This is a genomic window from Streptomyces solicamelliae, from assembly GCF_045348655.1.
Taxonomy (GTDB): Bacteria; Actinomycetota; Actinomycetes; order Streptomycetales; family Streptomycetaceae; genus Streptomyces; species Streptomyces solicamelliae.
In genome coordinates this window covers 1,073,881-1,100,865 of sequence record NZ_CP160404.1, presented here as the reverse complement: position 1 = coordinate 1,100,865, position 26,985 = coordinate 1,073,881, and the positions used below count along the sequence as shown (strand labels likewise).

Sequence of the window (26,985 nt, the reverse complement as noted above, 5' to 3'; positions counted from 1 at the left end):
AGGAACCAATCGGGGATGCTGGGCGTTGTTCCATCGATGCGGACTCGCCTAGACTCCGCCGATGCCGCCCTTATGGTCGGCGCACCCACCCCCGAAGATCAGGCCGCGGAATCGCCGCGACCATGCGAAGGATTTCCGTCCCGTGAATAACATCGGCATGCTCCTCCCGTTCATCGTCCTCATCGGGGCCATGTTCCTGCTGACCCGCTCTGCCAAGAAGAAGCAGCAGCAGGCCGTGGAAATGCGCAACCAGATGCAGGAAGGCTCCGGCGTCCGCACGATCGGGGGGATGTACGCCACCGTCAAGGAGATCAGCGAGGACACCGTCCTCCTCGAGGTCGCGCCCGGCGTGCACGCGGTCTTCGCGAAGAACGCGATCGGCGCGGTTCTCTCCGACGACGAGTACAACCGGATCGTGCACGGTGACACCGAGGGCGACGACAGTGACATCAAGATCACTGGCGACGCTGTACCGGATGACGTCTCCTCGCTGACCGAGAAGGACGACGCGTCCGACGCCAAGACCGACCTGACCAAGAAGGCGGAGCCGGCCGAGGCGGGCGCCGAGGCCGAGGTCAAGGACGGCAAGGCGGACGGCGACACCGACGCGAAGTAGTCGCAGCCGGGGATCGCGGACCCGCCCACCGGCGCGCCCGCGGTCCCCGGACCGTGTCTACGACTGCGGGGGCAGGTCCCCACACAACTTCGTGGCCGCTCGCGCACACCCGGCGCAGGCGGTTGGACAGGGAGAATCGACAAGGTGGCAGCACCGAAGAAGGGCCGAAGGCCGGCGGGGGGACAGGGCAGGCCGGGACGTGTCCTGGTCATGTTCCTGATCGCCATGGTCGCGCTCACCGGCGGGATGTTCTGGTCGGGTCACACCACGCCGCGACTGGGCATCGACCTCGCGGGCGGTACGACGATCACGCTCAAGGCACAGGCGGAGCCCGGCAAGGAATCCGCGGTCAACGAGACCAACATGAACACGGCCGTGAGCATCATCGAGCGCCGTGTGAATGGTCTGGGCGTCTCCGAGGCCGAGGTACAGACCCAGGGCCGCGAGAACATCGTCGTCAACATCCCGCGGGGGACGAACGAGGAGCAGGCCCGTGAGCAGGTCGGTACCACCGCCCAGCTCTACTTCCGCCCGGTCCTGATCGCCCAGCAGCAGGCGACGGACCCGCAGGCGACGCCGTCCGGGTCCCCGTCCGGCTCGCCGTCGCCGAAGCCCACGGCTTCCGGCGCGACCGCCGACAAGGGCAAGGACGAGAAGGACGGCAAGGCCACCGCCACGCCCACCCCGAGCGCCACCACCCAGGGCCGGCCGGTCTCCGAGGCCCTGAAGGCCCCGAGCCCCACGCCGACCCCGAGCGGTTCGGCCTCGGAGAAGCCCAAGGCCTCCGAGACCCCGAAGGCCCCCTCGAACAGCGAGGCCGCGCTCCAGCAGAAGTTCGCCGCACTCGACTGCTCGGACCCGAAGCAGCGCGCCGCGGCGGGCAAGGGCGTCAAGCCCACCGAGTCCACGGTCGCCTGCAGCGCCCCCGAGAACGGCGTCGTCGAGAAGTACCTGCTCGGCCCGGCCGAGGTGGACGGCAAGGACGTCAAGGACGCCGGCGCCGCCATCGAGGAGCGCAGCGGTCAGTGGATCGTCAACATGACGTTCACGGACGACGGTGCCAAGAAGTTCCAGAAGATCACGGGCCGCCTGTCCCAGCAGCAGGACCCGATGAACCGCTTCGCCATCGTGCTCGACGGCGAGGTCACCTCGGCCCCGTCCGTGAACCAGACGCTGAGCGCCAACGCGCAGATCTCCGGCAGCTTCAACCAGCAGTCCGCGCAGGACCTCGGCAACATCCTGTCGTACGGCGCCCTGCCGCTGTCCTTCGACACCCAGAGCGTCGACACCGTCACCGCCGCCCTCGGCGGCGAGCAGCTCCAGGCGGGTCTGATCGCCGGTGCGATCGGTCTGGCCCTGGTCGTGCTCTACCTGGTGGTCTACTACCGCGGCCTGTCGCTGATCGCCCTGCCCAGCCTCCTGGCCTCGGCGATCCTCACCTACGTGATCATGTCGCTGCTCGGCCCGGCCATCGGCTTCGCGCTGAACCTGCCGGCCGTCTGCGGCGCCATCGTCGCCATCGGCATCACCGCGGACTCGTTCATCGTGTACTTCGAGCGCGTCCGCGACGAGGTCCGCGAGGGCCGCACGCTGCGCCCGGCCGTCGAGCGCGCCTGGCCGCGGGCCCGGCGCACGATCCTCGTGTCCGACTTCGTGTCCTTCCTCGCCGCCGCGGTGCTGTTCGTGGTCACCGTCGGCAAGGTCCAGGGCTTCGCGTTCACCCTCGGTCTGACCACCCTGCTCGACGTGGTCGTGGTCTTCTTCTTCACCAAGCCGCTGATGACGGTGCTCGCCCGCACGAAGTTCTACGGCGACGGGCACCCCTGGTCCGGTCTGGACCCGAAGCGCCTCGGAGCCAAGCCCCCGCTGCGCCGCGCGCGTCGCGCCGCTGCCCCCGCCGGCCCTGTCGACCCGAAGGAGGCGTGAGATGGCGAAGCGCGACAGCTTCAGCGCCCGGCTCAACCGCGGTGAGGTCGTCTACGACTTCATCGGCAACCGCAGGATCTGGTACGGCATCTCGGTCCTGATCACCATCACGGCGATCGCGGCCCTGGCCGTGCGCGGGCTCAACATGGGCATCGAGTTCCAGGGCGGTGCGGTCTTCACGACGCCGAAGAGCGAGGTCTCGGTCTCCCAGGCCCAGGAGTTCGTGGAGGAGGCCTCCGGCCACGAGGTGATCGTCCAGAAGCTCGGCGAGGGCCAGCTGCGGATCCAGGTCGGCGGCCTCGACACCGAGCAGTCCGACCAGATCCGCGCGGAGCTGGCCGAGGACATGGGCGTCCCGACGTCGCAGATCGCGGCCGAGCTGGTCGGTCCCAGCTGGGGCGAGCAGATCGCCACGAAGGCGTGGACGGGCCTCGGGGTCTTCATGATCCTGGTGGTCCTGTATCTCGCCATCGCCTTCGAGTGGCGCATGGCGGTCGCGGCGCTCGTCGCCCTGATCCACGACCTCACCATCACCGTCGGCATCTACTCGCTGGTGGGCTTCGAGGTCACGGTCGGTACGGTCATCGGTCTGCTGACGATCCTCGGTTACTCGCTGTACGACACGGTGGTCGTCTTCGACTCGCTCAAGGAGCAGACGAGGGGCATCACCAAGCAGACCAGGTACACGTACGGCGATCTGGCGAACATCTCGATCAACAGCACCCTGATCCGGTCGATCAACACCACGGTCGTGGCGCTGCTTCCGGTCGCGGGTCTGCTGTTCATCGGCGGCGGTGTGCTCGGCGCGGGCATGCTGAACGACATCTCGCTGTCGCTGTTCGTGGGTCTGGCCGCCGGTGCGTACTCGTCGATCTTCATCGCCACGCCGCTGGTCGCGGACCTCAAGGACCGCGATCCGGCCGTCAGGGCGCTGAACAAGCGGGTGCTCGCCAGGCGCGCGGCCGCGGCCGCCAAGGGCGAGTCCGTGGACGCCGACCCGTCGGACGACTCCGTCGAGGACGCCGTCCCGGCGGCCGTGGTCGGCCAGCGCGGCCGTCGCGGCCGGTCCTCGGACGGGCGTCGATGACCGAGCACGTGAGCGCCCCAGTGACCGACCCGCGCGCCCTGCTGCTCAGCAGGATCCGTGACGTTCCGGACTATCCGAAGCCGGGCGTGCTGTTCAAGGACATCACGCCGCTGCTCGCGGACCCGGTGGCGTTCACGGCGCTGACGGACACGCTCGCCGAGCTGTGCCGGCGCAGCGGCGCGACGAAGGTCGCGGGCCTGGAGGCCCGCGGCTTCATCCTCGCGGCGCCGGTCGCGGTCCGCGCGGGCCTGGGCTTCATCCCGGTCCGCAAGGCCGGCAAGCTGCCCGGGGCGACGCTGAGCCAGGCGTACGACCTGGAGTACGGCACCGCCGAGATCGAGGTGCACGCCGAGGACCTGACCGCGGACGACCGCGTCATGGTCATCGACGACGTCCTCGCCACCGGCGGCACCGCCGAGGCGTCCCTCCAGCTGATCCGCCGCGCCGGCGCCTCGGTCGCGGGCGTCGCGGTCCTCATGGAACTGGGCTTCCTGCCGGGCCGCGCCCGCCTGCAGCCCGTCCTGGACGGCGCCCCGCTGGAGGCGCTGATCACGGTCTGAGCGCGCAGCGCGACGTCCACGGAAAGGGGCGCCCCGGGAATCCCCGGGGCGCCCCTTTCGCGCTGTCCGGCCACCCGGGGCGGCGGTGGCCCGATCGGGTGGGTGGGTTCAGGGGGCGGACGCGTGCGCGCCGTGGCGGGTGGGTCGATACCATGGGTTTTCCGGGCCTGACCGGGGGACCCGGATCCCACGAGGAGCGCTCTTGCCAGACGAGGCCCAGCCACTCTCCGCCGCGCAACCCGACCCGCAGGCCACGCAGGCCGCGGCGGGGTCCGGCACGCCACAGAACGAGCCCGCGGAGAACCGGCCGGCGCCCGACCGTGCCCCGGCCGCCCCTGCGCCGCTGGCGCCCCGGCCGAACCCGAGCTCCCTCGCCCGGCCCGGCGGTTCCTCGAACCGCGTCCGGGCCCGCCTCGCCCGGCTCGGCGTGCAGCGCTCGTCGCCGTACAACCCGGTCCTCGAACCGCTGCTGCGGATCGTCCGCTCCAACGACCCCAAGATCGAGACGGCCACGCTCCGCCAGATCGAGAAGGCGTACCAGGTCGCCGAGCGCTGGCACCGCGGCCAGAAGCGCAAGAGCGGCGACCCGTACATCACGCACCCGCTCGCCGTCACCACCATCCTCGCGGAGCTCGGCATGGACCCGGCGACGCTCATGGCCGGCCTGCTGCACGACACCGTCGAGGACACCGAGTACGGCCTGGACACCCTCCGCAAGGACTTCGGCGACCAGGTCGCCCTGCTCGTCGACGGCGTCACCAAGCTCGACAAGGTCAAGTTCGGCGAGGCCGCCCAGGCCGAGACCGTGCGCAAGATGGTCGTCGCCATGGCCAAGGACCCCCGCGTCCTGGTCATCAAGCTCGCCGACCGCCTGCACAACATGCGCACCATGCGCTACCTCAAGCGCGAGAAGCAGGAGAAGAAGGCGCGCGAGACCCTCGAGATCTACGCGCCGCTCGCCCACCGCCTGGGCATGAACACCATCAAGTGGGAGCTGGAGGACCTCGCCTTCGCGATCCTCTACCCCAAGATGTACGACGAGATCGTCCGGCTCGTCGCCGAGCGCGCCCCCAAGCGGGACGAGTACCTGGCGATAGTGACCGACGAGGTGCAGTCCGACCTGCGCGCGGCGCGGATCAAGGCCACCGTCACCGGGCGGCCGAAGCACTACTACAGCGTCTACCAGAAGATGATCGTCCGCGGCCGTGACTTCGCGGAGATCTACGACCTGGTCGGCATCCGCGTCCTCGTCGACACGGTCCGCGACTGCTACGCCGCCCTCGGCACCGTCCACGCGCGATGGAACCCGGTCCCCGGCCGGTTCAAGGACTACATCGCGATGCCGAAGTTCAACATGTACCAGTCGCTGCACACGACGGTCATCGGCCCCAACGGCAAGCCGGTCGAGCTGCAGATCCGCACCTTCGACATGCACCGCCGCGCCGAGTACGGCATCGCCGCGCACTGGAAGTACAAGCAGGAGGCCGTCGCCGGCGCCTCCAAGGTCCGCACCGACGTGCCCAAGTCGTCCGGCAAGGGCAAGGACGACCACCTCAACGACATGGCGTGGCTGCGCCAGCTGCTTGACTGGCAGAAGGAGACGGAGGACCCGGGCGAGTTCCTGGAGTCGCTCCGCTTCGACCTGTCGCGCAACGAGGTCTTCGTCTTCACGCCCAAGGGCGACGTCATCGCGCTGCCCGCCGGCGCCACCCCCGTCGACTTCGCGTACGCGGTGCACACCGAGGTCGGCCACCGCACCATAGGCGCCCGGGTCAACGGCCGCCTCGTCCCGCTGGAGTCCACCCTCGACAACGGCGACCTCGTCGAGGTCTTCACCTCCAAGGCCGCCGGCGCCGGCCCGTCCCGAGACTGGCTGGGCTTCGTCAAGTCCCCGCGGGCCCGCAACAAGATCCGCGCCTGGTTCTCCAAGGAGCGCCGCGACGAGGCGATCGAGCAGGGCAAGGACGCGATCGCGCGGGCCATGCGCAAGCAGAACCTGCCGATCCAGCGGATCCTCACCGGCGACTCGCTGGTCACCCTCGCCCACGAGATGCGCTACACCGACATCTCCTCGCTGTACGCGGCGATCGGCGAGGGCCATGTCACCGCCCAGTCCATCGTGCAGAAGCTGGTCCAGGCGCTCGGCGGCGAGGAGGCCGCCACCGAGGACATCGCCGAGACCGCCCCGCCGGCCCGCGGCCGCACCAAGCGCCGCTCCAGCGCCGACCCGGGCGTCGTGGTCAAGGGCGTCGAGGACGTCTGGGTGAAGCTGGCCCGCTGCTGCACCCCGGTGCCGGGCGATCCCATCGTCGGCTTCGTCACCCGTGGCAGCGGCGTCTCGGTGCACCGCGCCGACTGCGTCAACGTCGAGTCGCTGTCCCGGGAGCCGGAGCGGATGCTGGACGTCGAGTGGGCGCCGACCCAGTCCTCGGTGTTCCTCGTCGCCATCCAGGTCGAGGCCCTGGACCGCTCGCGGCTGCTGTCGGACGTCACCCGGGTGCTGTCCGACCAGCACGTCAACATCCTGTCCGCGGCCGTGCAGACGTCCCGCGACCGGGTGGCCACCTCGCGGTTCACCTTCGAGATGGGCGACCCGAAGCACCTCGGCCACGTCCTGAAGGCGGTGCGCGGCGTGGAGGGCGTGTACGACGTCTACCGCGTCACCAGTGCCCGCAGGCCCTAGGGGGTGACGAGGAAGGCCCCCGGGACCGTGTCCCGGGGGCCTTCCTCGTACGTACGGGGCTCGGCCGGTGTCAGCCGCCGAACTCCTCCAGGCCCTTCAGCGCCTGGTCCAGCAGCGCCTGGCGGCCCTCCAGCTCGCGGGCGAGCTTGTCGGCCTTGGCGTCGTTGCCCGCCGCACGGGCCGCGTCGATCTGCTTCTGCAGCTTGTCGACCGCGTCCTGCAGCTGACCGGTCAGACCCGCGGCGCGGGCCCGCGCCTCCGGGTTGGTCCGGCGCCACTCGGACTCCTCGGCCTCCTGGATCGCCCGCTCCACCGCGTGCATCCGGCCCTCCACCTTCGGGCGGGCGTCGCGCGGCACGTGGCCGATGGCCTCCCAGCGCTCGTTGATGCCCCGGAAGGCAGCACGGGCCGCCTTCAGGTCCGTCACCGGCACCAGCTTCTCGGCCTCGGCGGCGAGCTCCTCCTTCAGCTTGAGGTTCTCGCCCTGCTCCGCGTCCCGCTCGGCGAAGACCGAGGAGCGGGCCGCGAAGAACACGTCCTGGGCGCCGCGGAAGCGGTTCCACAGGTCGTCCTCGAACTCGCGCTGCGCCCGGCCGGCCGCCTTCCAGTCCGCCATCAGCTCGCGGTAGCGCGCGGCCGTCGCACCCCAGTCCGTGGAGTTCGACAGCGACTCCGCCTCGGCGACCAGGGCCTCCTTCGCCTTGCGGGCGTCCTCGCGCTGGGCGTCCAGCGAGGCGAAGTGGGCCTTGCGGCGCTTGGAGAAGGCCGAGCGGGCGTGCGAGAAGCGGTGCCACAGCTCGTCATCGGACTTCCGGTCCAGCCGCGGCAGGCCCTTCCAGGTGTCGACCAGGGCCCGCAGCCGCTCGCCGGCCGCCCGCCACTGCTCGCTCTGGGCCAGCTCCTCGGCCTCGACGACCAGCGCCTCCTTGGCGTGCTTGGCCTCGTCGGTCTGCTTGGCCTTCTGGGCCTTCCGCTCCTCGCGGCGCGAGTCGACCGTCTCCACCAGCTTGTCGAGCCGCTTGCCCAGCGCGTCCAGGTCGCCGACGGCGTGGTGCTCGTCGACCTGCTGGCGCAGGTGCTCGATGGCGGTCATGGCGTCCTTCGCCGAGAGGTCGGTGGTCCTCACCCGACGCTCGAGGAGGCCGATCTCGACAACCAGGCCCTCGTACTTGCGCTCGAAGTAGGCCAGTGCCTCCTCGGGAGTGCCGGCCTGCCAGGAGCCGACGACCTTCTCGCCGTCGGCCGTACGCACGTACACGGTGCCCGTCTCGTCGACGCGGCCCCACGGGTCGCTGCTCACAGCGCCTCCTCCACCTGATGCCCTGCGAAGGGGTTGTGCCCCCCGGGCATCGTCCACAGTTTCGCGGCGGGTCCCGCCCGCCCTCCACAGCGCGGAATACCGTCCACGCTGCACAACGCCAATCTAGGCGACCGGCCGCCCGGCTGTCCGCTGTCAGCGCGAGCGAAGTTCACCGGGTTCACACCTTCCGGACCGCTGCCTTCTCCACCGTGACCGCCAGCTTCGGCGCGCCGTCCTGGGCCCCGCCCTCGACGCCACCGGCCGCGATCTTCTTCACGACCTCCAGGCCGGCCTTGTCGATCGTGCCGAAGGGCGTGAACTGCGGGGGCAGCTTGGTGTCCTTGTAGACCAGGAAGAACTGGCTGCCGCCGGTGTTCGGCTGCATCGTGTTGGCCATCGCGACCGTGCCGGCCGGGAAGGTCACCGAACCGTCCGCGCCCGCCTTGCCGAGCGCGGTCAGGTTCTCGTCCGGGATCGTGTACCCGGGGCCGCCGGTGCCGTCGCCCTTCGGGTCGCCGCACTGGAGCACGAAGATGCCCTGCGTGGTGAGCCGGTGGCACTTCGTGCCGTCGAAGTACTTCTTGTCCGCGAGGTGCTTGAAGGAGTTCACCGTGCGCGGGGTCTTCGCCGCGTCCATGGCGATACCGATCGCGCCCTGGTTCGTCTTCAGCTCCATCGCGTACTTCGCCTCGGCGTCGATCGCCATCTTCGGCTCCGGAGCCTTGGACTCCGAGGTCTCCGGCGGGGTCGGCGTCGGGCTCGTGGCCGCGTTGTCGTCGGACTTCTTCTCGCCCCCGCCCAGCGCGACGGACGCGTACACGGCGCCTCCGGAGGCGAGCACCACGGCCAGACCGGCGGCGATCACGACGTTGCGGCGTCTGCCCTTGAGGCGCGCCTCCTGACGCCGCTGCTGCTGCCGCGCGTACTTCTCCCTGGCGAGCTGCCGCCGCCGCTGATCGCTGCTGACCACCGGGTCGCTCCTTGTCGGTCGCTGGTTCCTGTCCTGGTCTGATGTGCCCGTACCGTATACGGGTTGGCTGTGGGATGAGCAGCGCCGGTAGGCTCTGATCTGCTGCATTCCGCTGCGCCGCAGCGTGCGCCGCACGCTTTCGCCGGACGACACAGTGAGGACGATCGTGCTGATTGCCGGGTTCCCCGCCGGGGCCTGGGGGACCAACTGCTACCTGGTCGCCCCCGCCGCAGGCGAGGAGTGCGTGATCATCGACCCGGGCCACCAGGCCGCCCAGGGAGTCGAGGAGACGCTCAAGAAGCATCGGCTCAAGCCCGTCGCCGTGATCCTCACCCACGGCCACATCGACCATGTCGCCTCCGTCGTCCCCGTCTGCGGCGCCCATGACGTGCCCGCGTGGATCCACCCCGAGGACCGCTACATGATGAGCGACCCGGAGAAGGCCCTCGGCCGCTCCATCGGGATGCCGCTCATGGGCGAGCTGACCGTGGGGGAGCCGGACGACGTCCGCGAACTGGGCGACGGCAGCACGCTGGAGCTGGCCGGACTGGAGTTCTCGGTCGCGCACGCGCCCGGCCATACCAAGGGGTCGGTGACCTTCCGGATGCCCCAGACGACGGAGATCCCGTCCGTCTTCTTCTCGGGCGACCTGCTGTTCGCCGGCTCCATCGGACGCACCGACCTCCCCGGCGGTGACATGGACGAGATGCTCGGCTCGCTGGCCCGCGTGTGCCTGCCGCTCGACAACTCGACCGTGGTGCTGTCCGGACACGGTCCCCAGACGACCATCGGCCAGGAGCGCGCCACCAACCCGTACCTCCGGGAAGTGGCCGCCGGCCTCGGGAGCACCCAGGCTCCCCGACGAGGAATGTGACGAGAGACTTCCGTGAGCACCTTCAAGGCCCCCAAGGGCACGTTCGACCTCATCCCGCCGTTCTCCGCGACCTATCTGGCCGTCCGTGACGCCATCTCCGCGCCGCTGCGGACCTCGGGCTACGGCTATGTCGAGACCCCCGGCTTCGAGGACGTCGACCTCTTCGCCCGCGGCGTCGGCGAGTCGACCGACATCGTGACCAAGGAGATGTACACCCTCACCACCAAGGGCGGCGCCAACCTGGCGCTGCGCCCCGAGGGCACCGCCTCCGTGCTGCGCGCGGCCCTGGAAGCGAACATGCACAAGGCCGGCGGCCTGCCGGTCAAGCTCTGGTACTCGGGCTCGTACTACCGCTACGAGCGCCCGCAGAAGGGCCGCTACCGCCACTTCTCGCAGGTCGGCGCGGAGGCCATCGGCGCCGAGGACCCGGCGCTCGACGCCGAGCTGATCATCCTGGCCGACCAGGCGTACCGCTCCCTGGGCCTGCGGCAGTTCCGCATCCTGCTGAACTCGCTGGGCGACAAGGAGTGCCGCCCGGTCTACCGCGAGGCCCTGCAGGGCTTCCTGCGCGGCCTCGACCTGGACGAGGAGACCCGCCGCCGCATCGAGATCAACCCGCTGCGGGTGCTCGACGACAAGCGCGCCGACGTCCAGCAGCAGCTCGTCGGCGCGCCGCTGCTCAAGGACTACCTGTGCGAGTCCTGCAAGGCGTACCACGCGGAGGTGCGCGAGTTGCTGACCGCGGCGGGCGTGACCTTCGAGGACGACGAGAAGCTGGTCCGCGGCCTGGACTACTACACCCGCACCACCTTCGAGTTCGTCCACGACGGTCTCGGCTCGCAGTCCGCGGTGGGCGGCGGCGGCCGCTACGACGGCCTGTCCGAGATGATCGGCGGCCCGGCGCTCCCGTCGGTCGGCTGGGCGCTCGGCGTGGACCGCACGGTCCTGGCCCTGGAGGCGGAGGGCATCGAGCTCGAGATCCCCGCGGCCACCAGCGTCTTCGCCGTGCCCCTGGGCGAGGAGGCCCGCCGGGTGCTGTTCGGCGTGGTCACCGAGTTGCGCAGGGCGGGTGTGGCGACGGACTTCTCGTACGGCGCCAAGGGCCTCAAGAGCCACATGAAGAACGCCAACCGCTCCGGCGCCCGCTACACGATCGTCGCCGGCGAGCGCGACCTCGCCGACGGCAACGTCCAGCTGAAGGACATGGAGACCGGCGAGCAGGAGCCGGTCGCCCTGGACAAGCTCGTGGAGACGGTCACGTCCAAGCTGGCCTGACCGCAGGCGCACGAGGGCCCGGCCGCCGCCCGGCGGACCGGGCCCTCGGCATGTCGCGGGATGGCCGGGAAGTGATCGTCCTTATGTCCATCGAACGGTGGACCGACAGGTCGGTACGGCAGAATGACCGTGCCCATTTGCTCGCGACGACCATGGAACGGCGAAATGACGAGTGCTGCGCGGGACGACGTGTCCGACAAGGAGAGCTCCGGCACGATCGGCGCGAGCCGGGCGTTCGCCTGGATGCTGGTGATCACGGGAGCGGCCGGACTGCTCGCCGCCTGGGTCATCACGATCGACAAGTTCAAGCTGCTCGAGGACCCGACCTTCACCCCGGGCTGCAGCCTCAACCCGGTCGTCTCCTGCGGCAACATCATGAAGAGCGACCAGGCGTCGGTGTTCGGCTTCCCGAACCCGATGCTGGGCCTCGTGACCTACGCGATGGTGATCGCGATCGGGGTCGGGCTGCTGGCCGGGGCGCGCTACCGGAAGTGGTACTGGCTGGGGCTCAACGCCGGCACGCTGTTCGGCGTCGGGTTCTGCACCTGGCTCATGCAGCAGTCGCTGTACGAGATCAACGCTCTCTGCCTGTGGTGCTGCCTGGCCTGGGTCGCCACCATCATCATGTTCTGGTACGTGACCTCGCACAACGTCCGCAAGGGCGTCATCCCGGCCCCGGCCGGGCTGCGCACCTTCTTCGACGAGTTCACCTGGATCCTGCCGGCGCTGCACATCGGCATCATCGGCATGCTGATCCTGACCCGCTGGTGGGACTTCTGGACCAGCTGATCCCGGCTGATCCCGGCTGATTCCCGCTGGTCCACGGCGGCCCGGGACCGGGCTGTCAGTCCGCTCGCTTAGGCTTCCTTGCGTGGAGCCCGACCTCTTTACCGCCGCCGCCGAAGAACGCCAGGAGAAGGACCCGGCCAGCAGTCCGCTGGCCGTGCGGATGCGCCCGCGCACCCTCGACGAGGTCGTGGGCCAGCAGCATCTGCTCAAGCCGGGATCGCCGCTGCGCCGCCTGGTGGGCGAGGGCGGCGGGCCGGCCGGGGCCTCCTCGGTGATCCTGTGGGGCCCGCCCGGCATCGGCAAGACCACCCTGGCGTACGTGGTCTCCAAGGCGACCGACAAGCGGTTCGTGGAGCTCTCCGCGATCACCGCCGGCGTCAAGGAGGTCCGCGCGGTCATCGACGGCGCACGCAGGGCCGCCGGCGGCTACGGCAAGGAGACCGTCCTCTTCCTCGACGAGATCCACCGCTTCAGCAAGGCCCAGCAGGACTCCCTGCTGCCCGCCGTGGAGAACCGCTGGGTCACCCTGATCGCGGCCACCACGGAGAACCCGTACTTCTCCGTCATCTCCCCGCTGCTCTCCCGCTCGCTGCTCCTGACCCTGGAGCCGCTCACCGACGACGACCTGCGCGCCCTGCTGCAGCGGGCGCTCACCGAGAACCGGGGCCTCGGCGGGGCCGTCACCCTCCCCGAGGACGCCGAGGCGCATCTGCTGCGGATCGCCGGCGGCGACGCCCGCCGGGCGCTGACCGCCCTGGAGGCCGCCGCGGGCGCGGCGATCGACAAGGGCGAGCCGGAGATCACCCTCGCCACCCTCGAGGAGACCGTCGACCGGGCCGCGGTGACCTACGACCGGGACGGCGACCAGCACTACGACGTGGCCAGCGCTCTGATCAAGTCGATCCGCGGCTCGGACGTGGACGCGGCCCTGCATTACCTGGCCCGCATGATCGAGGCGGGGGAGGACCCCCGGTTCATCGCTCGCCGGCTGATGATCTCGGCCAGCGAGGACATCGGCCTCGCCGACCCCCACGCGCTGCCGATCGCCGTCGCCGCCGCCCAGGCCGTCGCCATGATCGGATTCCCCGAGGCGGCGCTGACGCTCAGCCATGCCACCATCGCCCTGGCCCTGGCCCCCAAGTCCAACGCGGCGACCACCGCGATCTTCGCCGCGCAGGCCGACGTCCGCAACGGCCTGGCCGGCGCCGTGCCGCCGCACCTGCGCGACGGCCACTACAAGGGCGCCGCGAAGCTCGGCCACGCCCAGGGGTACGTGTACCCGCACGACGTCCCCGGCGGCATCGCCGCCCAGCAGTACGCCCCGGACACGGTGCACGGCAAGCGGTACTACGAGCCCACCCGGTACGGCGCCGAGGCCCGGTACGCGGACGTGGTCGAGAAGGTCCGCGAGCGGCTGAAGGGCGAGGGCGGCTGACGCACCCGGCCGCACAGGCCCCCGTCCGCACCCCCTCCGCCGAGCCGGTACACTCGTGCGGAGTGCTGCGTCCCGTGTCCGGCCCCGTGCCGGCGCCACCAGAGCGGGACAGTCAGCCGGAACACCGCCCCCGGGCGGAGTTCCAGGAGCGTCGCGCACCTTCGAAGGTGTCGCGTGCCACCCACCACCCCCCGGATTCCCGGGACCGGCGGTGGGTCGTTCGCGTGCTGCACGTATGTGCCCAGACCAGGGAGCGGCTGCCCGGCAGGTCCGTCAGGACCCGCGGGGTTTCCCGGCTGCGGATGCGACCTCCTCTAACCACTGGTGAAGCCGTATTCGCACAGATGAGAGAGGTTGGTTCATGCCGAACCAGTCCCGTCCCAAGGTCAAGAAGTCGCGTGCCCTCGGCATCGCGCTGACCCCGAAGGCCGTCAAGTACTTCGAGGCCCGCCCCTACCCGCCGGGCGAGCACGGCCGTGGCCGCAAGCAGAACTCGGACTACAAGGTCCGTCTGCTCGAGAAGCAGCGCCTGCGCGCCCAGTACGACATCAGCGAGCGCCAGATGGCGCGCGCCTACGACCGCGCCAAGAAGGCCGAGGGCAAGACGGGCGAGGCGCTGGTCGTCGAGCTCGAGCGTCGCCTCGACGCCCTGGTCCTGCGTTCGGGCATCGCCCGCACCATCTACCAGGCCCGCCAGATGGTCGTGCACGGTCACATCCAGGTCAACGGTGGCAAGGTCGACAAGCCGTCGTTCCGTGTCCGTCCCGACGACGTCGTGATGGTCCGCGAGAAGTCCCGCGAGAAGCCGCTGTTCCAGGTCGCTCGCGAGGGTGGCTTCGCCGCCGACGGTGAGACCCCGCGCTACCTCCAGGTCAACCTGAAGGCCCTGGCCTTCCGCCTGGACCGCGACCCGAACCGCAAGGAGATCCCGGTCATCTGCGACGAGCAGCTGGTCGTCGAGTACTACGCCCGCTGATCCTCAGCGAGCCGTAGTACCGCCTCCGCGGTGTCAGCCCGCCGTCTCCCCGCCCTTCAGGGTGGGCGAGCCGGCGGGCTTCCGCGTCTCCGGGACCCCGGCACGGAACGGGCGCGGCGTCCGCGTCCCGCGCCCGCCCACGGCAGGCGCCCGCCGCCCCGCCAGCGCCCGGTCCACCACCTCGTCCAGCGACAGCGCCCGCCCCTCCCGCACCGCCGCCGCGTACCGCGCGGGTCCGAGCACCTCGCTCGCCTGCCGCTCGCACAGCTCCCGCGGCCCGCTGAAGTTGGCCGAGCCGAACAGCGGCACCCCCACCGAGTCCCACACCGGGGCCGCCGCCCCCTGCAGCACCGCCGCCTCCGCCGGATCGCCCTCGCTCGCCGTCACCAGCGCGAGCAGTTCGAGCGCCAGGACCAGGCCCACCAGGTCGTGGAAGGCGTGGTCGATCGCGATGCACTCGGCGAGCAGCGTCCGCGCCTCGCCGTGCTCGCCGCCCGCCCAGGCCGCGTACGCGAGCACGTACAGCGCGTACGCCTTCGTCCAGCGCTCGCCGCGCTCCTCGCAGATCTCCCGCACCTCGGCGACCAGCAGCAGCGCCCCCTCCAGGTCCCCCTGGAAGATCCGGGTCATCGCCAGCTCGACCTGCCCCATCAGCACATTGCTGTTGAGCTCGCCCAGTTCCCGGTACGCGTCGAGCGCCCGCCGCATCAGCTCCTCCGCCCGCGGCATGTCGTCCGACAGCAGCGCCAGACAGCCCATCCGGTGCGTCGCGTACGCCTCCGCCACCCGGTCGCCGGCCAGCAGGGCCCGGTCCGCGCACTCGTGCAGCGCCGCCACCGCGGCCGTGTCGTCGCCCTGCAGGACGGCCACGTACCCCAGCACCCACAGCGGCTTGAGCCGCGCGTCGTGGTGACCGTGCGGCCCCGCCGGTTCCGGCTCCGGGGCGAGCGCCCGGTCCAGCCAGTGCCGGCCCTCCGCGAGCCGGCCGCAGCCCGCCCAGTAGAACCACAGCGTGCCCGCGAGGTGCAGCGCCAGATGGCCGTCCTCCGGCTGCTCCAGGCACAGCTCCAGGGCGGCCCGCAGATTCGGCAGCGCCGCGTCCGTCGCCGCCGCGACCTCCGCCTGGCGGGGGCTGAACCACTCCAGCTCGCACCAGGTCGCCAGGCCCATGTACCAGTCCCGGTGCCGCCGCCGCATCCGCTCGGTGTCCCCGAGCGCGGCCAGCCAGTCCGCCCCGTACGCGGCGACCGTGTCCAGCATCCGGAAGCGCGGGCCCGCCGGGGTGTCCTCGCGCATCACCAGGGACTGGGCGAGCAGCCCGCCCAGTACGTCGAGCACCCGCTCCGCGGGCAGGCCCGAGCCCCCGCACACGTACTCCGTCGCCTCCAGGTCGAACGGCCCGGCGAACACCGACAGGCGCGCCCACAGCAGCCGCTCCTCCGGGGTGCACAGCTCGTGGCTCCACCCGATCGCGGTCCGCAGCGTCTGGTGCCGGGGCAGCGCCCCCCGGGCGCCGTCGGTCAGCAGCCGGAACCGGTCGTCCAGACGGTGCAGCACCTGCTCCACGGTCAGCAACGGCAGCCGGCCCGCGGCCAGTTCGAGCGCCAGCGGGATCCCGTCGAGCCGTCGGCACAGCTCCCGTACCGCCTCCCCCGGAGCCCCCGGCGCGCCCGCGCCCGCCGCCCGCGCCTCGAACAGCTCGACCGCGTCCTCGTCCGACATCGGGGCCAGCGTGAACACCGCCTCGCCGTCCACCCGCAGCGGCCGCCGGCCCACCGCGAGCACGGTCAGCCCCGGCGCCCCGGCCAGCAGCTCCCGCAGTAGCGGCGCGCACTCCTCCACCAGGTGCTCGAAGCCGTCCACCACCAGCAGCAGCCGGCGCTCCGCCAGGTGCTCGGCCAGCATCTCCCGCGGCGACCGGACGGTGTGATCGGTCAGTCCCAGCGCCTCGGCCAGCGCGTGCTCCAGGACCGCCGGATCGCGCAGCGCCGACAGCTCGGCCAGCCGCACCCCGTCGACGTAGCGTTTCTCCGTCGCCGCGGCACACCGCAGCGCCAGCCGGGACTTGCCCACTCCGCCCATGCCGACCACGGTGACCAGGCGGAACTCCTCCAGGAGCCGCCGCAGTCCGTCCTGCTCCCCGGCCCGGCCCACGAACCGGTTGAGCTCCGCCGGAAGATTGCTCCGTCGCATGGGACACGGAGCGTACTCATCCGCGCGCACTCCGTACAATCGGTGCGTCGATCCCGCGATTCCGGGCCCCGCGCCGCCTCTAATGCGGTACGGGGAGAGACCCCGGGCGCGATAGGGTCGGAGGACGACTTTTCGCAAGGGCCCAACGACAGCAGAGAGCGGTGCAGCGCGTGACCGGTGGAGAGGTTGCCGGGATCCTGGTGGCCGTGTTCTGGGCGATTCTCGTCTCCTTCCTCGCCGTGGTGCTGGTGAGGCTGGCGCAGACGCTCAGGGCGACCACCAAGCTCGTGGCGGACGTGACGGAGCAGGCGGTTCCGCTGCTGGCCGACGCCTCCGCGGCGGTCCGCTCGGCACAGACCCAGCTCGACCGGGTCGACGCCATCGCCTCCGACGTCCAGGAGGTCACCTCCAACGCGTCGGCGCTGTCCACCACGGTCGCCTCGACCTTCGGCGGCCCGCTCGTCAAGATCGCGGCCTTCGGCTACGGCGTCCGCCGGGCGCTCGGCCGCGGCCGCGAGGAGCAGCCGCGCGAGCAGACGCGCCGCTCGGTGATCGTCGGCCGCACGGTGCCGGCGCCGCGTCGCCGCAAGCAGAAGGGCTGAGCACACGATGTTCCGTCGCGCTTTCTGGTTCACCGCAGGCGCCGCCGCAGGTGTCTGGGCCACCACCAAGGTCAACCAGAAGCTGAAGCAGCTGACTCCCGAGAGCCTCGCCGCCCAGGCGGCGAACAAGGCGGTCGAGACCGGCCACCGGCTGAAGGACTTCGCCCTCGACGTCCGGGCCGGCATGGCCCAGCGCGAGGCCGAACTCGGCGAGGCGCTCGGCCTGGACGCCTCCGACGAACCGGCGGAGCTTCCGGCCCCGCGCCGGTACGCGGCGCTCGACCCGCGCGCGCCGGGCCGGGCGAAGAGCACGAAACCTCCGTACCCCACGATCACGTACAACCGGAATGAGGACCACTGATGGAGTCGGCTGAAATCCGCCGTCGCTGGCTGAGCTTCTTCGAGGAGCGCGGGCACACCGTCGTCCCTTCGGCGTCGCTCATCGCGGACGACCCGACTCTGCTGCTCGTCCCGGCCGGCATGGTGCCGTTCAAGCCCTACTTCCTGGGCGAGGTCAAGCCGCCCTTCTCGCGCGCCTCCAGCGTGCAGAAGTGCGTGCGCACGCCGGACATCGAGGAGGTCGGCAAGACCACCCGGCACGGCACGTTCTTCCAGATGTGCGGCAACTTCTCCTTCGGCGACTACTTCAAGGAAGGCGCCATCAAGCTCGCCTGGGAGCTGCTGACCACCCCGGTGGAGCACGGCGGCTACGGGCTGGACCCGGAGAAGCTCTGGATCACCGTCTACCTGGAGGACGACGAGGCCGAGCGGATCTGGCGCGACGTCGTCGGCGTGCCCGCCGAGCGCATCCAGCGCCTCGGCAAGAAGGACAACTACTGGTCCATGGGCGTCCCCGGCCCCTGCGGCCCGTGCTCCGAGATCAACTACGACCGCGGCCCCGAGTTCGGCGTCGAGGGCGGCCCGGCCGTCAACGACGAGCGGTACGTGGAGATCTGGAACCTGGTCTTCATGCAGTACGAGCGCGGCGAGGGCACCTCGAAGGAGGACTTCGAGATCCTCGGCGAGCTGCCGTCGAAGAACATCGACACGGGCCTCGGCCTGGAGCGCCTGGCGATGATCCTCCAGGGCGTCCAGAACATGTACGAGACGGACACCCTCAAGGTCGTCATCGACAAGGCCACCGAGCTCACCGGCGTCGCCTACGGCAAGGCCCACGACAGCGACGTCTCGCTGCGCGTGGTCGCCGACCACATGCGCACCTCCGTGATGCTCATCGGCGACGGCGTCACCCCGGGCAACGAGGGCCGCGGTTACGTGCTGCGCCGCATCATGCGCCGCGCCGTCCGGAACATGCGCCTGCTCGGCGCCACCGGGCCGGTCGTCCAGGACCTCGTCGACGTCGTGATCGACACGATGGGCGAGCAGTACCCGGAGCTGGTCACCGACCGCAGGCGGATCGAGACCGTCGCCCTCGCCGAGGAGGCCGCGTTCCTCAAGGCCCTCAAGGGCGGCACCAACATCCTCGACACCGCCGTCACCGAGACCAAGGCCGCCGGCGGCACGATCCTCGCCGGCGAGAAGGCCTTCCTGCTCCACGACACCTGGGGCTTCCCGATCGACCTCACCCTCGAGATGGCCGCCGAGCAGGGCCTGTCCGTGGACGAGGACGGCTTCCGCCGCCTGATGAAGGAGCAGCGGGAGCGCGCCAAGGCCGACGCCAAGGCCAAGAAGACCGGCCACGCCGACGTCTCCGCGTACCGCGAGATCGCCGACAGCTCCGGCGCCACCCAGTTCACCGGCTACACCAACACCGAGGGCGAGTCCACGGTCGTCGGTCTGCTGGTCAACGGCGTTCCGTCGCCGGCCGCCACCGAGGGCGACGAGGTCGAGGTCGTCCTCGACCGCACCCCGTTCTACGCCGAGGGCGGCGGCCAGCTCGCCGACCAGGGCCGGATCAGGCTGCACAGCGGAGCCGTCGTCGAGATCCGCGACGTCCAGCAGCCGGTCCCCGGCGTCACCGTGCACAAGGGCGCCGTGCAGGTTGGCGAGGTGACCCTGGGCTCCACGGCCTACACCACCATCGACGTGCGCCGCCGCCGGGCCATCGCCCGCGCCCACTCGGCCACCCACCTCACCCACCAGGCGCTGCGCGACGCCCTCGGCCCGACGGCCGCCCAGGCCGGTTCGGAGAACTCGCCCGGCCGCTTCCGCTTCGACTTCGGCTCGCCGAACGCCGTTCCCGGCGCCGTGCTCACCGACGTCGAGCAGAAGATCAACGAGGTGCTCGCCCGCGAACTCGACGTGCACGCCGAGGTCATGCCGATCGACGAGGCCAAGCGTCAGGGCGCCATCGCCGAGTTCGGCGAGAAGTACGGCGAGCAGGTCCGCGTCGTCACCATCGGCGACTTCTCCAAGGAGCTGTGCGGCGGCACGCACGTGCACAACACCGCCCAGCTGGGTCTGGTGAAGCTGCTCGGCGAGTCGTCCATCGGCTCCGGCGTGCGCCGTATCGAGGCCCTGGTCGGCGTCGACGCGTACAACTTCCTGGCCCGCGAGCACACGGTCGTCGCCCAGCTCCAGGAGCTGGTCAAGGGCCGTCCGGAGGAGCTGCCGGAGAAGATCGCGGGCATGCTCGGCAAGCTCAAGGACGCCGAGAAGGAGATCGAGAAGTTCCGCGCGGAGAAGGTCCTCCAGGCCGCCGCCGGACTCGCCGAGAACGCCCAGGACATCCGCGGCGTGGCCCTCGTCGTGGGCCGGGTCCCGGACGGCACCGGCGCCGACGACCTGCGCAAGCTGGTCCTCGACGTGCGCGGCCGCATCCCGGCCGACCGCCCGGCCGTCGTGGCCCTGTTCACCACGGCCAACGGCAAGCCGCTGACCGTGATCGCCACCAACGAGACCGCCCGTGAGCGCGGCTTCAAGGCCGGCGAGCTGGTCCGTACGGCCGCCAAGACCCTCGGCGGCGGCGGTGGCGGCAAGCCGGACGTCGCCCAGGGCGGCGGCCAGAACCCGGAGGCCGTGAGCGAGGCCATCGCCGCGGTCGAGCGTCTGGTCGTGGAGACCGCGTAATGCGCAGAGGACGGCGACTCGCCATCGACGTCGGGGACGCCCGGATCGGGGTCGCCTCGTGCGACCCCGACGGGGTCCTCGCCACCCCGGTGGAGACCGTGCCGGGACGTGACGTCCCGGCCGCCCACCGGCGGCTGCGGCAACTCGTCGAGGAGTACGAGCCGATCGAGGTCGTCGTGGGCCTTCCCCGCTCGCTGAGCGGACGGGAGGGCCCCGCGGCCACCAAGGTGCGGGCCTTCGCGCAGGAGCTCGCCCGGGGCATCAAGCCGGTCCCGGTACGGCTCGTCGACGAGCGGATGACGACGGTCACGGCCACCCAGGGCCTGCGTGCGTCCGGCGTGAAGTCGAAAAAGGGACGCTCGGTGATCGACCAGGCCGCCGCTGTGATCATCCTCCAGAACGCTCTTGAGGCCGAACGGGTATCTGATAATCCGCCCGGCGAGGGCGTCGAAGTGGTCATCTGATCGCGATACGGTAACGTTCCGCGCGATGCGGCGGTTCGAACACGTGCCGCACAACGTAGAGGCGGATCGTCCGGAAGCCTCGCGGCTGTTTGGGGATCGATGACTGAGTATGGCCGGAGCCCCGGCTCCGAACCGTGGCACCCCGAGGACCCCTTGTACGGGGACCAGGGGTGGGGAGGCCAGCAGCAGCCGTACCCGCAACAGGCGCAGCAGGCGAACTACCACCCGCAGGACCCGTACGCGCAGCAGGGCTACGACGGACAGCAGTACCCGCAGCAGCAGTACGGGGGGCAGCAGCAGTACGGCGGACAGCCCGGGCAGGGCTACGACACGGGCGGCTATCCCGTGCAGCAGCCGTACGACGGCGGCTGGGACACCGGCCAGCACCAGGCGATGCCGTACGGCGCGCCGCCCGCCGACCCGTACGGCGCGGCCCGGCCGCAGGACCTGTACGGCACCCCCGAGGCGTACCCGCCGCCGCAGCCCCCGGGCCGGCGGCAGGGGCCGCCGGAGCCGGTCAGCGACTGGCAGGCGGAGGAGCCGGAAGAGGAGAACCACCCGTTCTTCACCGGCGAGGACGCCCCCGAGGAGCCCCGCCGGCGGCGCGGCCGGGGCCGCGAGGCCGTCCGTGAGGACGAGTACGACGGCGACTACGACGACGAACCGGACTCCCGGTCCTCCCGCGGCGGCGGTCGTGACCGCCGCGGCAAGGGCCAGAAGAAGGGCCGCAACGGCTTCGCCTGCCTGTTCGTCGCGCTGGTCCTGGTCGGCGGCGTGGGCGGCGTCGGCTACGTCGGCTACCAGTTCTGGCAGGGCCAGTTCGGCGGCGCGGAGGACTTCGAGGGCACCGGCAGCGGCACGGTCCAGGTCGAGATCCCCAAGAACGCCGGCGGCTACGAGATCGGCAACATCCTCAAGAAGGCCGGCGTCGTCAAGAGCGTCGACGCCTTCGTCTCGGCCCAGCAGAAGAACCCCAAGGGCCTGTCGATCCAGGCCGGCGTCTTCACCCTGAAGAAGGGGATGTCGGCGGCGAGCGCGGTCGAGATGATGCTCGACCCGGCCAGCCAGACCAACTTCGCCATCCCGGAGGGCCGGCGGAACAGCTGGGTCTACGCCGAGATCGACAAGCGCCTCGGCCTGGAGGCGGGCTCCACCGCGGGCGTCGCGAAGGCCAAGGCGAACGACCTGGGCCTGCCCGAGTGGGCGAAGAACCACGAGGACGTCAAGGACCCGCTGGAGGGCTTCCTCTACCCGGCGAGCTACCCGGTGGCCAAGGGCGCGAAGCCCGAGGACGTGCTGCGCAAGATGGTCGCGCGGGCGAACCAGGAGTACGAGAAGCTCGACCTGGAGGCGAAGTCGAAGGCGCTCGGTCTCAAGGACCCGTGGGAGTTCGTCACGGTCGCGAGCCTGGTCAACGCCGAGGGCAAGACGGAGGACGACTTCCGGAAGATGGCCGAGGTCGTCTACAACCGGCTCAAGCCGGACAACCGGGAGACCTACCAGCTGCTCCAGTTCGACTCGACCTTCAACTACCTGAAGGGCCAGAGCGAGATCAAGATCTCCGAGAAGGAGATCCTCAGGAACAAGGACCCGTACAACACGTACACGCAGAAGGGTCTGCCTCCCGGCCCGATCGGGAACCCGGGCGCCGTGGCGCTCCAGGCCTCGCTCAACCCGACGAAGGACGGCTGGATCTACTTCGTCGCGACCGACGGCCAACACAAGACCGAGTTCGCCAAGACGCACGCGGAGTTCCTCAAGCTCAAGGAAAAGTTCAATGCCAACAGCTGAACGGCGCCGCGCCGCCGTACTCGGCTCGCCGATCGCCCACTCGCTCTCGCCCGTGCTGCACCGCACGGCGTACGCGGCGCTGGGCCTCGCCGACTGGTCGTACGACCGGTTCGAGATCGACGAGGCGGCGCTGCCGGGGTTCGTCGGCGATCTCGACGACAGCTGGGCCGGTCTCTCGCTGACCATGCCGCTCAAGCGGGCGATCATCCCGCTGCTCGACGAGGTCGGTGAGACGGCCGCCTCCGTGGAGGCCGTCAACACCGTGGTCTTCCGCGCGGACGGCTCGCGGTACGGCGACAACACCGACATCCCCGGCATGCTCGCCGCCCTGCGCGAGCGGGGCGTCGAGAAGGTGGACTCCGCCGCGATCCTCGGCGCCGGCGCCACCGCGTCCTCCGCGCTGGCCGCGCTCGCCCGGATCAGCTCGGGCCCGGTCACCGCGTACGTCCGCAGCGAGGCCCGGGCCGCCGAGATGCGGGCCTGGGGCGAGCGGCTCGCCGTGGACGTCCGTACCGCCGACTGGGACGACGCGGTGCGCGCGTTCGACGCCCCGCTGGTCGTCGCCACCACGCCGGCCGGTACGACGGACGCGCTCGCGGAGGCCGTCCCCGGCGCGCCCGGCACCCTCTTCGACGTGCTGTACGACCCCTGGCCCACCGCCCTCGCGGCCGCCTGGTCGGACCGCGGGGCGCAGGTCGTCGGCGGACTCGACCTGCTCGTGCACCAGGCCGTGCTCCAGGTGCAGCAGATGACCGGCGTGCCCGAGGCGCCTCTCGCGGCGATGCGCGCGGCGGGCGAATCGGCACTCGCGGCACGGTGAGCGCAACGGGGGAACTGGTCCTCGCGTCGCGCTGGGACGCGGTGTTCGACGTCGGCCACTGGATCGTCGCGGGACTCCGCATCGCCTTCGGCAGCCTGCCCGAATGGGCGAAGCTCGCCTTCGCCGCCGCGGTCTTCCTCACCCTCCTCGGCGGCTGGGCGCACAGCCGTAGGCGCCGCCGGCAGGTCCTCGCCGCGTCCGGATCTGACGAAGCACGCGTCCGATAGCTGGACCGGCGGCCTGGTCACGGTGTCGGACGTGGGAGGATCGGAGTCGGCGGGCCAGGGCCGCGCACCCGGTCGCGTCGTCGCAGTGCCAGGCGCGAGCAGAGGAGCATCGTTGAGCAGGTTGCGTTGGCTGACCGCTGGGGAGTCCCACGGACCCGCACTGGTCGCGACGCTGGAGGGCCTTCCCGCCGGCGTCCCGGTCACCACCGAACTGGTGGCGGACCACCTCGCGCGGCGGCGCCTCGGCTATGGTCGCGGCGCCCGGATGAAGTTCGAGCGGGACGAGATCACCTTCCTCGGCGGTGTCCGCCACGGGCTCTCCCTCGGTTCGCCGATCGCGGTCATGGTGGGCAACACCGAGTGGCCCAAGTGGGAGAAGGTCATGTCGGCGGACCCCGTCGACCCCTCGGAGCTCAAGGAGACGGGCCGCAACGCGCCCCTGACCCGGCCCCGCCCCGGCCACGCCGACCTCGCCGGCATGCAGAAGTACGGCTTCGACGAGGCCCGTCCGATCCTGGAGCGCGCCAGCGCCCGGGAGACCGCCGCCCGCGTCGCCCTCGGCGCCGTCGCCCGGTCCTTCCTCAAGGAGGCCGCCGGCATCGAGATCGTCAGCCACGTCGTCGAACTCGCCGCCGCCAAGGCCCCGTACGGCGTCTACCCGACCCCCGCCGACGTCGAGAAGCTCGACGCCGACCCGGTCCGCTGCCTCGACGCCGACGCGTCGAAGGCGATGGTCGCCGAGATCGACCAGGCCCACAAGGACGGCGACACCCTCGGCGGCGTCGTCGAGGTCCTCGCGTACGGCGTGCCCGTCGGCCTCGGCTCGCACGTCCACTGGGACCGCCGGCTCGACGCGCGGCTGGCCGCCGCGCTCATGGGCATCCAGGCCATCAAGGGCGTCGAGGTCGGCGACGGCTTCGAGCTCGCCCGGGTGCCCGGCTCCCAGGCGCACGACGAGATCGTGAAGACCGAGGACGGCCTCAGGCGCACCTCCGGCCGTTCCGGCGGCACCGAGGGCGGTCTGACCACCGGCGAGCTGCTGCGCGTCCGCGCCGCGATGAAGCCCATCGCGACCGTGCCGCGCGCCCTGGCCACCGTCGACGTCGTCACCGGCGAGGCCGCCGCGGCCCACCACCAGCGCTCCGACGTCTGCGCCGTCCCGGCCGCCGGCATCGTGGCCGAGGCCATGGTTGCGCTGGTGCTCGCCGACGCCGTCGTGGAGAAGTTCGGCGGCGACTCGGTCCCCGAGACCCGCCGCAACGTGCAGTCGTACCTCGACAACCTGCACATCCGGTGACCGGCGGACCGCTCGTCGTCCTCGTCGGACCCATGGGCTCCGGCAAGTCCACCGTGGGCGCGCTGCTCGCCGAGCGGCTCGGCGCGCCCTACCGGGACACCGACGCCGACATCGTCGCCGCCGAGGGCCGCGAGATCTCCGACATCTTCGTGGAGGACGGCGAGGAGCACTTCCGTGCCCTCGAGCGCGCGGCGGTGCGCACCGCCGTGGCCGAGCACGAGGGCGTCCTCGCGCTCGGCGGCGGCGCGATCCTCGACGCCGGCACCCGCGAGCTGCTGACCGGGCTGCCCGTCGCCTATCTCTCGATGGACGTCGAGGAGGCGGTCCGCCGGGTCGGCCTCGGCGCCGCCCGGCCGCTGCTCGCCGTCAACCCGCGCCGGCAGTGGCGCGAGCTGATGGAGGCGCGCCGCCACCTCTACATCGAAGTCGCCCGTGCCGTCGTCGCCACCGACGACCGCACCCCCGAAGAGGTCGCCCAGGCGGTCCTCGACGCACTGGAGTTGAAGGACGAATGACGGACCAGGACCAGGTGACGCGGATCCACGTCGGCGGCAGCGCCGGACACGATCCGTACGACGTGCTGGTCGGCCGGCAGCTGCTCGGTGAGCTCGGCGGCCTCATCGGCGACAAGGCCAAGCGCGTCGCCGTGATCCACCCCGAGGCGCTGGCCGGCACCGGCGAGGCCCTGCGCGACGACCTGGCCGAGCAGGGCTACGAGGCCGTCGCCATCCAGGTGCCGAACGCGGAGGAGGCCAAGACCGCCGAGGTCGCCGCGTACTGCTGGAAGGCCCTCGGCCAGACCGGCTTCACCCGCACCGACGTGATCGTCGGCGTCGGCGGCGGCGCCACCACCGACCTGGCCGGCTTCGTGGCGGCCACCTGGCTGCGCGGGGTGCGCTGGATCGCCGTGCCCACTACCGTCCTCGCGATGGTGGACGCGGCCGTCGGCGGCAAGACCGGCATCAACACCGCCGAGGGCAAGAACCTCGTCGGCGCCTTCCACCCGCCGGCCGGGGTGCTCTGCGACCTCGCGGCGCTGGACTCGCTGCCGGTCAACGACTACGTCAGCGGCCTGGCCGAGATCATCAAGGCCGGCTTCATCGCCGACCCGAAGATCCTCGACCTGATCGAGGCGGACCCCCAGGCCGCCCGTACGCCCGCCGGCCCGCACACCGCCGAGCTGATCGTGCGCTCCATCCAGGTCAAGGCGGACGTGGTCTCCAGCGACCTGAAGGAGTCCGGCCTGCGGGAGATCCTCAACTACGGGCACACGCTGGCCCATGCGATCGAGAAGAACGAGCGGTACAAGTGGCGGCACGGCGCGGCCGTCTCCGTCGGCATGGTCTTCGCCGCCGAGCTGGGCCGGCTGGCCGGCCGGCTGGACGACGCCACCGCCGACCGGCACCGCGCGGTCCTGGAGTCCGTCGGCCTGCCGCTCACGTACCGCGGCGACCAGTGGCCCAAGCTTCTGCAGACCATGAAGGTCGACAAGAAGTCCCGCGGCGACCTGCTCCGCTTCATCGTCCTCGACGGGCTGGGCAAGCCCACGGTCCTGGAGGGCCCGGACCCGGCCGTGCTGGTGGCCGCGTACGGCGAGGTGTCCGCGTGAGCGAGCGGCGACGGGTGCTCGTGCTCAACGGGCCCAACCTCGGCCGGCTCGGCTCGCGCGAGCCGGACATCTACGGCGCCACCTCGTACGCCGGTCTCGTCGAGTCCTGCCGGGCGCTCGGCAAGGAGCTGGGCTTCGACGTCGAGGTGCGCGAGACCAACGACGAGGGCGAGATGATCCGCTGGCTGCACGAGGCCGCGGACGGTTCGATTCCGGTCGTTCTCAACCCCGGTGCGTTCACGCACTACTCGTACGGGATGCGCGACGCGGCCGCCCAGCGGACCGCGCCGCTCATCGAGGTGCACATCTCGAACCCGTACACACGGGAGGAATTCCGGCACACCTCGGTGGTCGCCGCCGTCGCCAGCGGCACCGTCGCCGGCTTCGGCATCGGGTCGTACCGGCTGGCGCTGCGCGCGCTCGCAGAGGAGATCTCTGGCTGACCGGGCACTCTGGACCGC

General features: G+C 71.3%; 24 protein-coding genes. 21 read left to right on the top strand and 3 right to left on the bottom strand.

Features of this window, described 5'->3' with window-relative positions:
- The first annotated feature begins 157 nt into the window (after positions 1 to 157).
- The 5 genes from yajC to ABZO31_RS05020 all read left to right on the top strand — a co-directional run bounded on the left by yajC (position 158) and on the right by ABZO31_RS05020 (position 6,872).
- Positions 158 to 616 (top strand): preprotein translocase subunit YajC, encoded by a 459-nt coding sequence (gene yajC, locus ABZO31_RS05040; protein WP_406865257.1) that lies wholly within the window; start codon positions 158 to 160, stop codon positions 614 to 616.
- Positions 617 to 760: 144 nt separating this feature from the next.
- Positions 761 to 2,542 (top strand): protein translocase subunit SecD, encoded by a 1,782-nt coding sequence (secD, locus tag ABZO31_RS05035; protein ID WP_406859743.1) that lies wholly within the window; start codon positions 761 to 763, stop codon positions 2,540 to 2,542.
- A gap of 1 nt (position 2,543) precedes the next feature.
- A complete protein-coding gene (secF, locus tag ABZO31_RS05030; protein ID WP_406859742.1) occupies positions 2,544 to 3,629 on the top strand; it encodes a protein translocase subunit SecF in 1,086 nt (361 codons plus the stop codon).
- Between the two features lie 20 nt (positions 3,630 to 3,649).
- Positions 3,650 to 4,189 carry an adenine phosphoribosyltransferase gene (locus tag ABZO31_RS05025; protein WP_406865256.1) on the top strand — a complete coding sequence of 180 codons (540 nt, stop codon included), beginning with the start codon at positions 3,650 to 3,652 and terminating at the stop codon, positions 4,187 to 4,189.
- A gap of 202 nt (positions 4,190 to 4,391) precedes the next feature.
- On the top strand, positions 4,392 to 6,872 hold the full coding sequence (locus ABZO31_RS05020) for a RelA/SpoT family protein (protein ID WP_406859741.1): 2,481 nt from the start codon (positions 4,392 to 4,394) through the stop codon (positions 6,870 to 6,872).
- Between the two features lie 70 nt (positions 6,873 to 6,942).
- Here ABZO31_RS05020 and ABZO31_RS05015 read toward each other — a convergent pair whose 3' ends face one another.
- Positions 6,943 to 8,172, bottom strand: coding sequence for a DUF349 domain-containing protein (locus ABZO31_RS05015; RefSeq protein ID WP_406859740.1), 1,230 nt, complete (start codon positions 8,170 to 8,172; stop codon positions 6,943 to 6,945).
- Between the two features lie 178 nt (positions 8,173 to 8,350).
- Positions 8,351 to 9,142: a peptidylprolyl isomerase gene (locus ABZO31_RS05010; protein ID WP_406859739.1), complete on the bottom strand. Its 792-nt coding sequence runs from the start codon at positions 9,140 to 9,142 to the stop codon at positions 8,351 to 8,353.
- A gap of 166 nt (positions 9,143 to 9,308) precedes the next feature.
- Between ABZO31_RS05010 and ABZO31_RS05005 the strand changes: the two genes are divergently transcribed.
- The 5 genes from ABZO31_RS05005 to rpsD all read left to right on the top strand — a co-directional run bounded on the left by ABZO31_RS05005 (position 9,309) and on the right by rpsD (position 14,491).
- A complete protein-coding gene (locus ABZO31_RS05005; RefSeq protein ID WP_406859738.1) occupies positions 9,309 to 10,016 on the top strand; it encodes an MBL fold metallo-hydrolase in 708 nt (235 codons plus the stop codon).
- Between the two features lie 12 nt (positions 10,017 to 10,028).
- Entirely contained in the window at positions 10,029 to 11,291 is a 1,263-nt protein-coding gene (gene hisS / locus ABZO31_RS05000; protein ID WP_406859737.1) for a histidine--tRNA ligase, read from the top strand.
- Positions 11,292 to 11,456: 165 nt separating this feature from the next.
- A complete protein-coding gene (locus ABZO31_RS04995) occupies positions 11,457 to 12,080 on the top strand; it encodes a vitamin K epoxide reductase family protein (RefSeq protein WP_406859736.1) in 624 nt (207 codons plus the stop codon).
- An 82-nt stretch (positions 12,081 to 12,162) separates the two neighbouring features.
- Positions 12,163 to 13,515, top strand: coding sequence for a replication-associated recombination protein A (locus ABZO31_RS04990; protein WP_406859735.1), 1,353 nt, complete (start codon positions 12,163 to 12,165; stop codon positions 13,513 to 13,515).
- Positions 13,516 to 13,876: 361 nt separating this feature from the next.
- Entirely contained in the window at positions 13,877 to 14,491 is a 615-nt protein-coding gene (gene rpsD / locus ABZO31_RS04985; RefSeq protein WP_393649620.1) for a 30S ribosomal protein S4, read from the top strand.
- A 33-nt stretch (positions 14,492 to 14,524) separates the two neighbouring features.
- Here the strand turns inward: rpsD and ABZO31_RS04980 are convergent, their stop codons facing one another.
- A complete protein-coding gene (locus tag ABZO31_RS04980; RefSeq protein WP_406859734.1) occupies positions 14,525 to 16,684 on the bottom strand; it encodes an ATP-binding protein in 2,160 nt (719 codons plus the stop codon).
- A gap of 170 nt (positions 16,685 to 16,854) precedes the next feature.
- On the opposite strand from ABZO31_RS04980, the gene ABZO31_RS04975 reads away from it, so the two are divergent.
- The 11 genes from ABZO31_RS04975 (at position 16,855) to aroQ (ending at position 26,967) form a co-directional block, all read left to right on the top strand.
- Positions 16,855 to 17,286: a DUF948 domain-containing protein gene (locus ABZO31_RS04975; protein ID WP_406859733.1), complete on the top strand. Its 432-nt coding sequence runs from the start codon at positions 16,855 to 16,857 to the stop codon at positions 17,284 to 17,286.
- A 7-nt stretch (positions 17,287 to 17,293) separates the two neighbouring features.
- Positions 17,294 to 17,647, top strand: coding sequence for a DUF6167 family protein (locus ABZO31_RS04970; protein ID WP_406859732.1), 354 nt, complete (start codon positions 17,294 to 17,296; stop codon positions 17,645 to 17,647).
- Positions 17,647 to 20,316, top strand: a complete 2,670-nt coding sequence (gene alaS, locus ABZO31_RS04965) for an alanine--tRNA ligase (protein ID WP_406859731.1) — start codon at positions 17,647 to 17,649, stop codon at positions 20,314 to 20,316. Before ABZO31_RS04970 ends, alaS begins: the two co-directional genes overlap by 1 nt.
- Positions 20,316 to 20,780, top strand: coding sequence for a Holliday junction resolvase RuvX (gene ruvX / locus ABZO31_RS04960; RefSeq protein WP_406859730.1), 465 nt, complete (start codon positions 20,316 to 20,318; stop codon positions 20,778 to 20,780). The genes alaS and ruvX overlap by 1 nt, the downstream gene beginning before the upstream one ends.
- Before the next feature lie 99 nt (positions 20,781 to 20,879).
- On the top strand, positions 20,880 to 22,571 hold the full coding sequence (gene mltG, locus ABZO31_RS04955) for an endolytic transglycosylase MltG (RefSeq protein ID WP_406859728.1): 1,692 nt from the start codon (positions 20,880 to 20,882) through the stop codon (positions 22,569 to 22,571).
- Positions 22,558 to 23,391 carry a shikimate dehydrogenase gene (locus ABZO31_RS04950; RefSeq protein WP_406859727.1) on the top strand — a complete coding sequence of 278 codons (834 nt, stop codon included), beginning with the start codon at positions 22,558 to 22,560 and terminating at the stop codon, positions 23,389 to 23,391. The genes mltG and ABZO31_RS04950 overlap by 14 nt, the downstream gene beginning before the upstream one ends.
- Positions 23,388 to 23,618, top strand: a complete 231-nt coding sequence (locus ABZO31_RS04945; protein ID WP_406859726.1) for a hypothetical protein — start codon at positions 23,388 to 23,390, stop codon at positions 23,616 to 23,618. The genes ABZO31_RS04950 and ABZO31_RS04945 overlap by 4 nt, the downstream gene beginning before the upstream one ends.
- Positions 23,619 to 23,730: 112 nt before the next feature.
- Positions 23,731 to 24,915: a chorismate synthase gene (aroC, locus tag ABZO31_RS04940; protein WP_406859725.1), complete on the top strand. Its 1,185-nt coding sequence runs from the start codon at positions 23,731 to 23,733 to the stop codon at positions 24,913 to 24,915.
- Positions 24,912 to 25,430, top strand: coding sequence for a shikimate kinase (locus ABZO31_RS04935; RefSeq protein WP_406859724.1), 519 nt, complete (start codon positions 24,912 to 24,914; stop codon positions 25,428 to 25,430). Before aroC ends, ABZO31_RS04935 begins: the two co-directional genes overlap by 4 nt.
- Positions 25,427 to 26,524, top strand: a complete 1,098-nt coding sequence (aroB, locus tag ABZO31_RS04930; protein WP_406859723.1) for a 3-dehydroquinate synthase — start codon at positions 25,427 to 25,429, stop codon at positions 26,522 to 26,524. Before ABZO31_RS04935 ends, aroB begins: the two co-directional genes overlap by 4 nt.
- On the top strand, positions 26,521 to 26,967 hold the full coding sequence (aroQ, locus tag ABZO31_RS04925) for a type II 3-dehydroquinate dehydratase (RefSeq protein WP_406859722.1): 447 nt from the start codon (positions 26,521 to 26,523) through the stop codon (positions 26,965 to 26,967). The genes aroB and aroQ overlap by 4 nt, the downstream gene beginning before the upstream one ends.
- Positions 26,968 to 26,985: the final 18 nt, after the last annotated feature.

What these genes read in the sequence shown, in the direction of transcription:
- yajC (WP_406865257.1), top strand. Translation starts at nt 158, where the DNA reads ATGCTCCTCCCGTTCATCGTCCTCATCGGGGCCATGTTCCTGCTGACC.
- secF (WP_406859742.1), top strand. Translation starts at nt 2,544, where the DNA reads ATGGCGAAGCGCGACAGCTTCAGCGCCCGGCTCAACCGCGGTGAGGTC.
- ABZO31_RS04995 (WP_406859736.1), top strand. Translation starts at nt 11,457, where the DNA reads ATGACGAGTGCTGCGCGGGACGACGTGTCCGACAAGGAGAGCTCCGGC.
- rpsD (WP_393649620.1), top strand. Translation starts at nt 13,877, where the DNA reads ATGCCGAACCAGTCCCGTCCCAAGGTCAAGAAGTCGCGTGCCCTCGGC.
- ABZO31_RS04980 (WP_406859734.1), bottom strand. Translation starts at nt 16,684, where the DNA reads ATGCGACGGAGCAATCTTCCGGCGGAGCTCAACCGGTTCGTGGGCCGG.
- ABZO31_RS04970 (WP_406859732.1), top strand. Translation starts at nt 17,294, where the DNA reads ATGTTCCGTCGCGCTTTCTGGTTCACCGCAGGCGCCGCCGCAGGTGTC.
- alaS (WP_406859731.1), top strand. Translation starts at nt 17,647, where the DNA reads ATGGAGTCGGCTGAAATCCGCCGTCGCTGGCTGAGCTTCTTCGAGGAG.
- ruvX (WP_406859730.1), top strand. Translation starts at nt 20,316, where the DNA reads ATGCGCAGAGGACGGCGACTCGCCATCGACGTCGGGGACGCCCGGATC.
- mltG (WP_406859728.1), top strand. Translation starts at nt 20,880, where the DNA reads ATGACTGAGTATGGCCGGAGCCCCGGCTCCGAACCGTGGCACCCCGAG.
- ABZO31_RS04950 (WP_406859727.1), top strand. Translation starts at nt 22,558, where the DNA reads ATGCCAACAGCTGAACGGCGCCGCGCCGCCGTACTCGGCTCGCCGATC.
- aroB (WP_406859723.1), top strand. Translation starts at nt 25,427, where the DNA reads ATGACGGACCAGGACCAGGTGACGCGGATCCACGTCGGCGGCAGCGCC.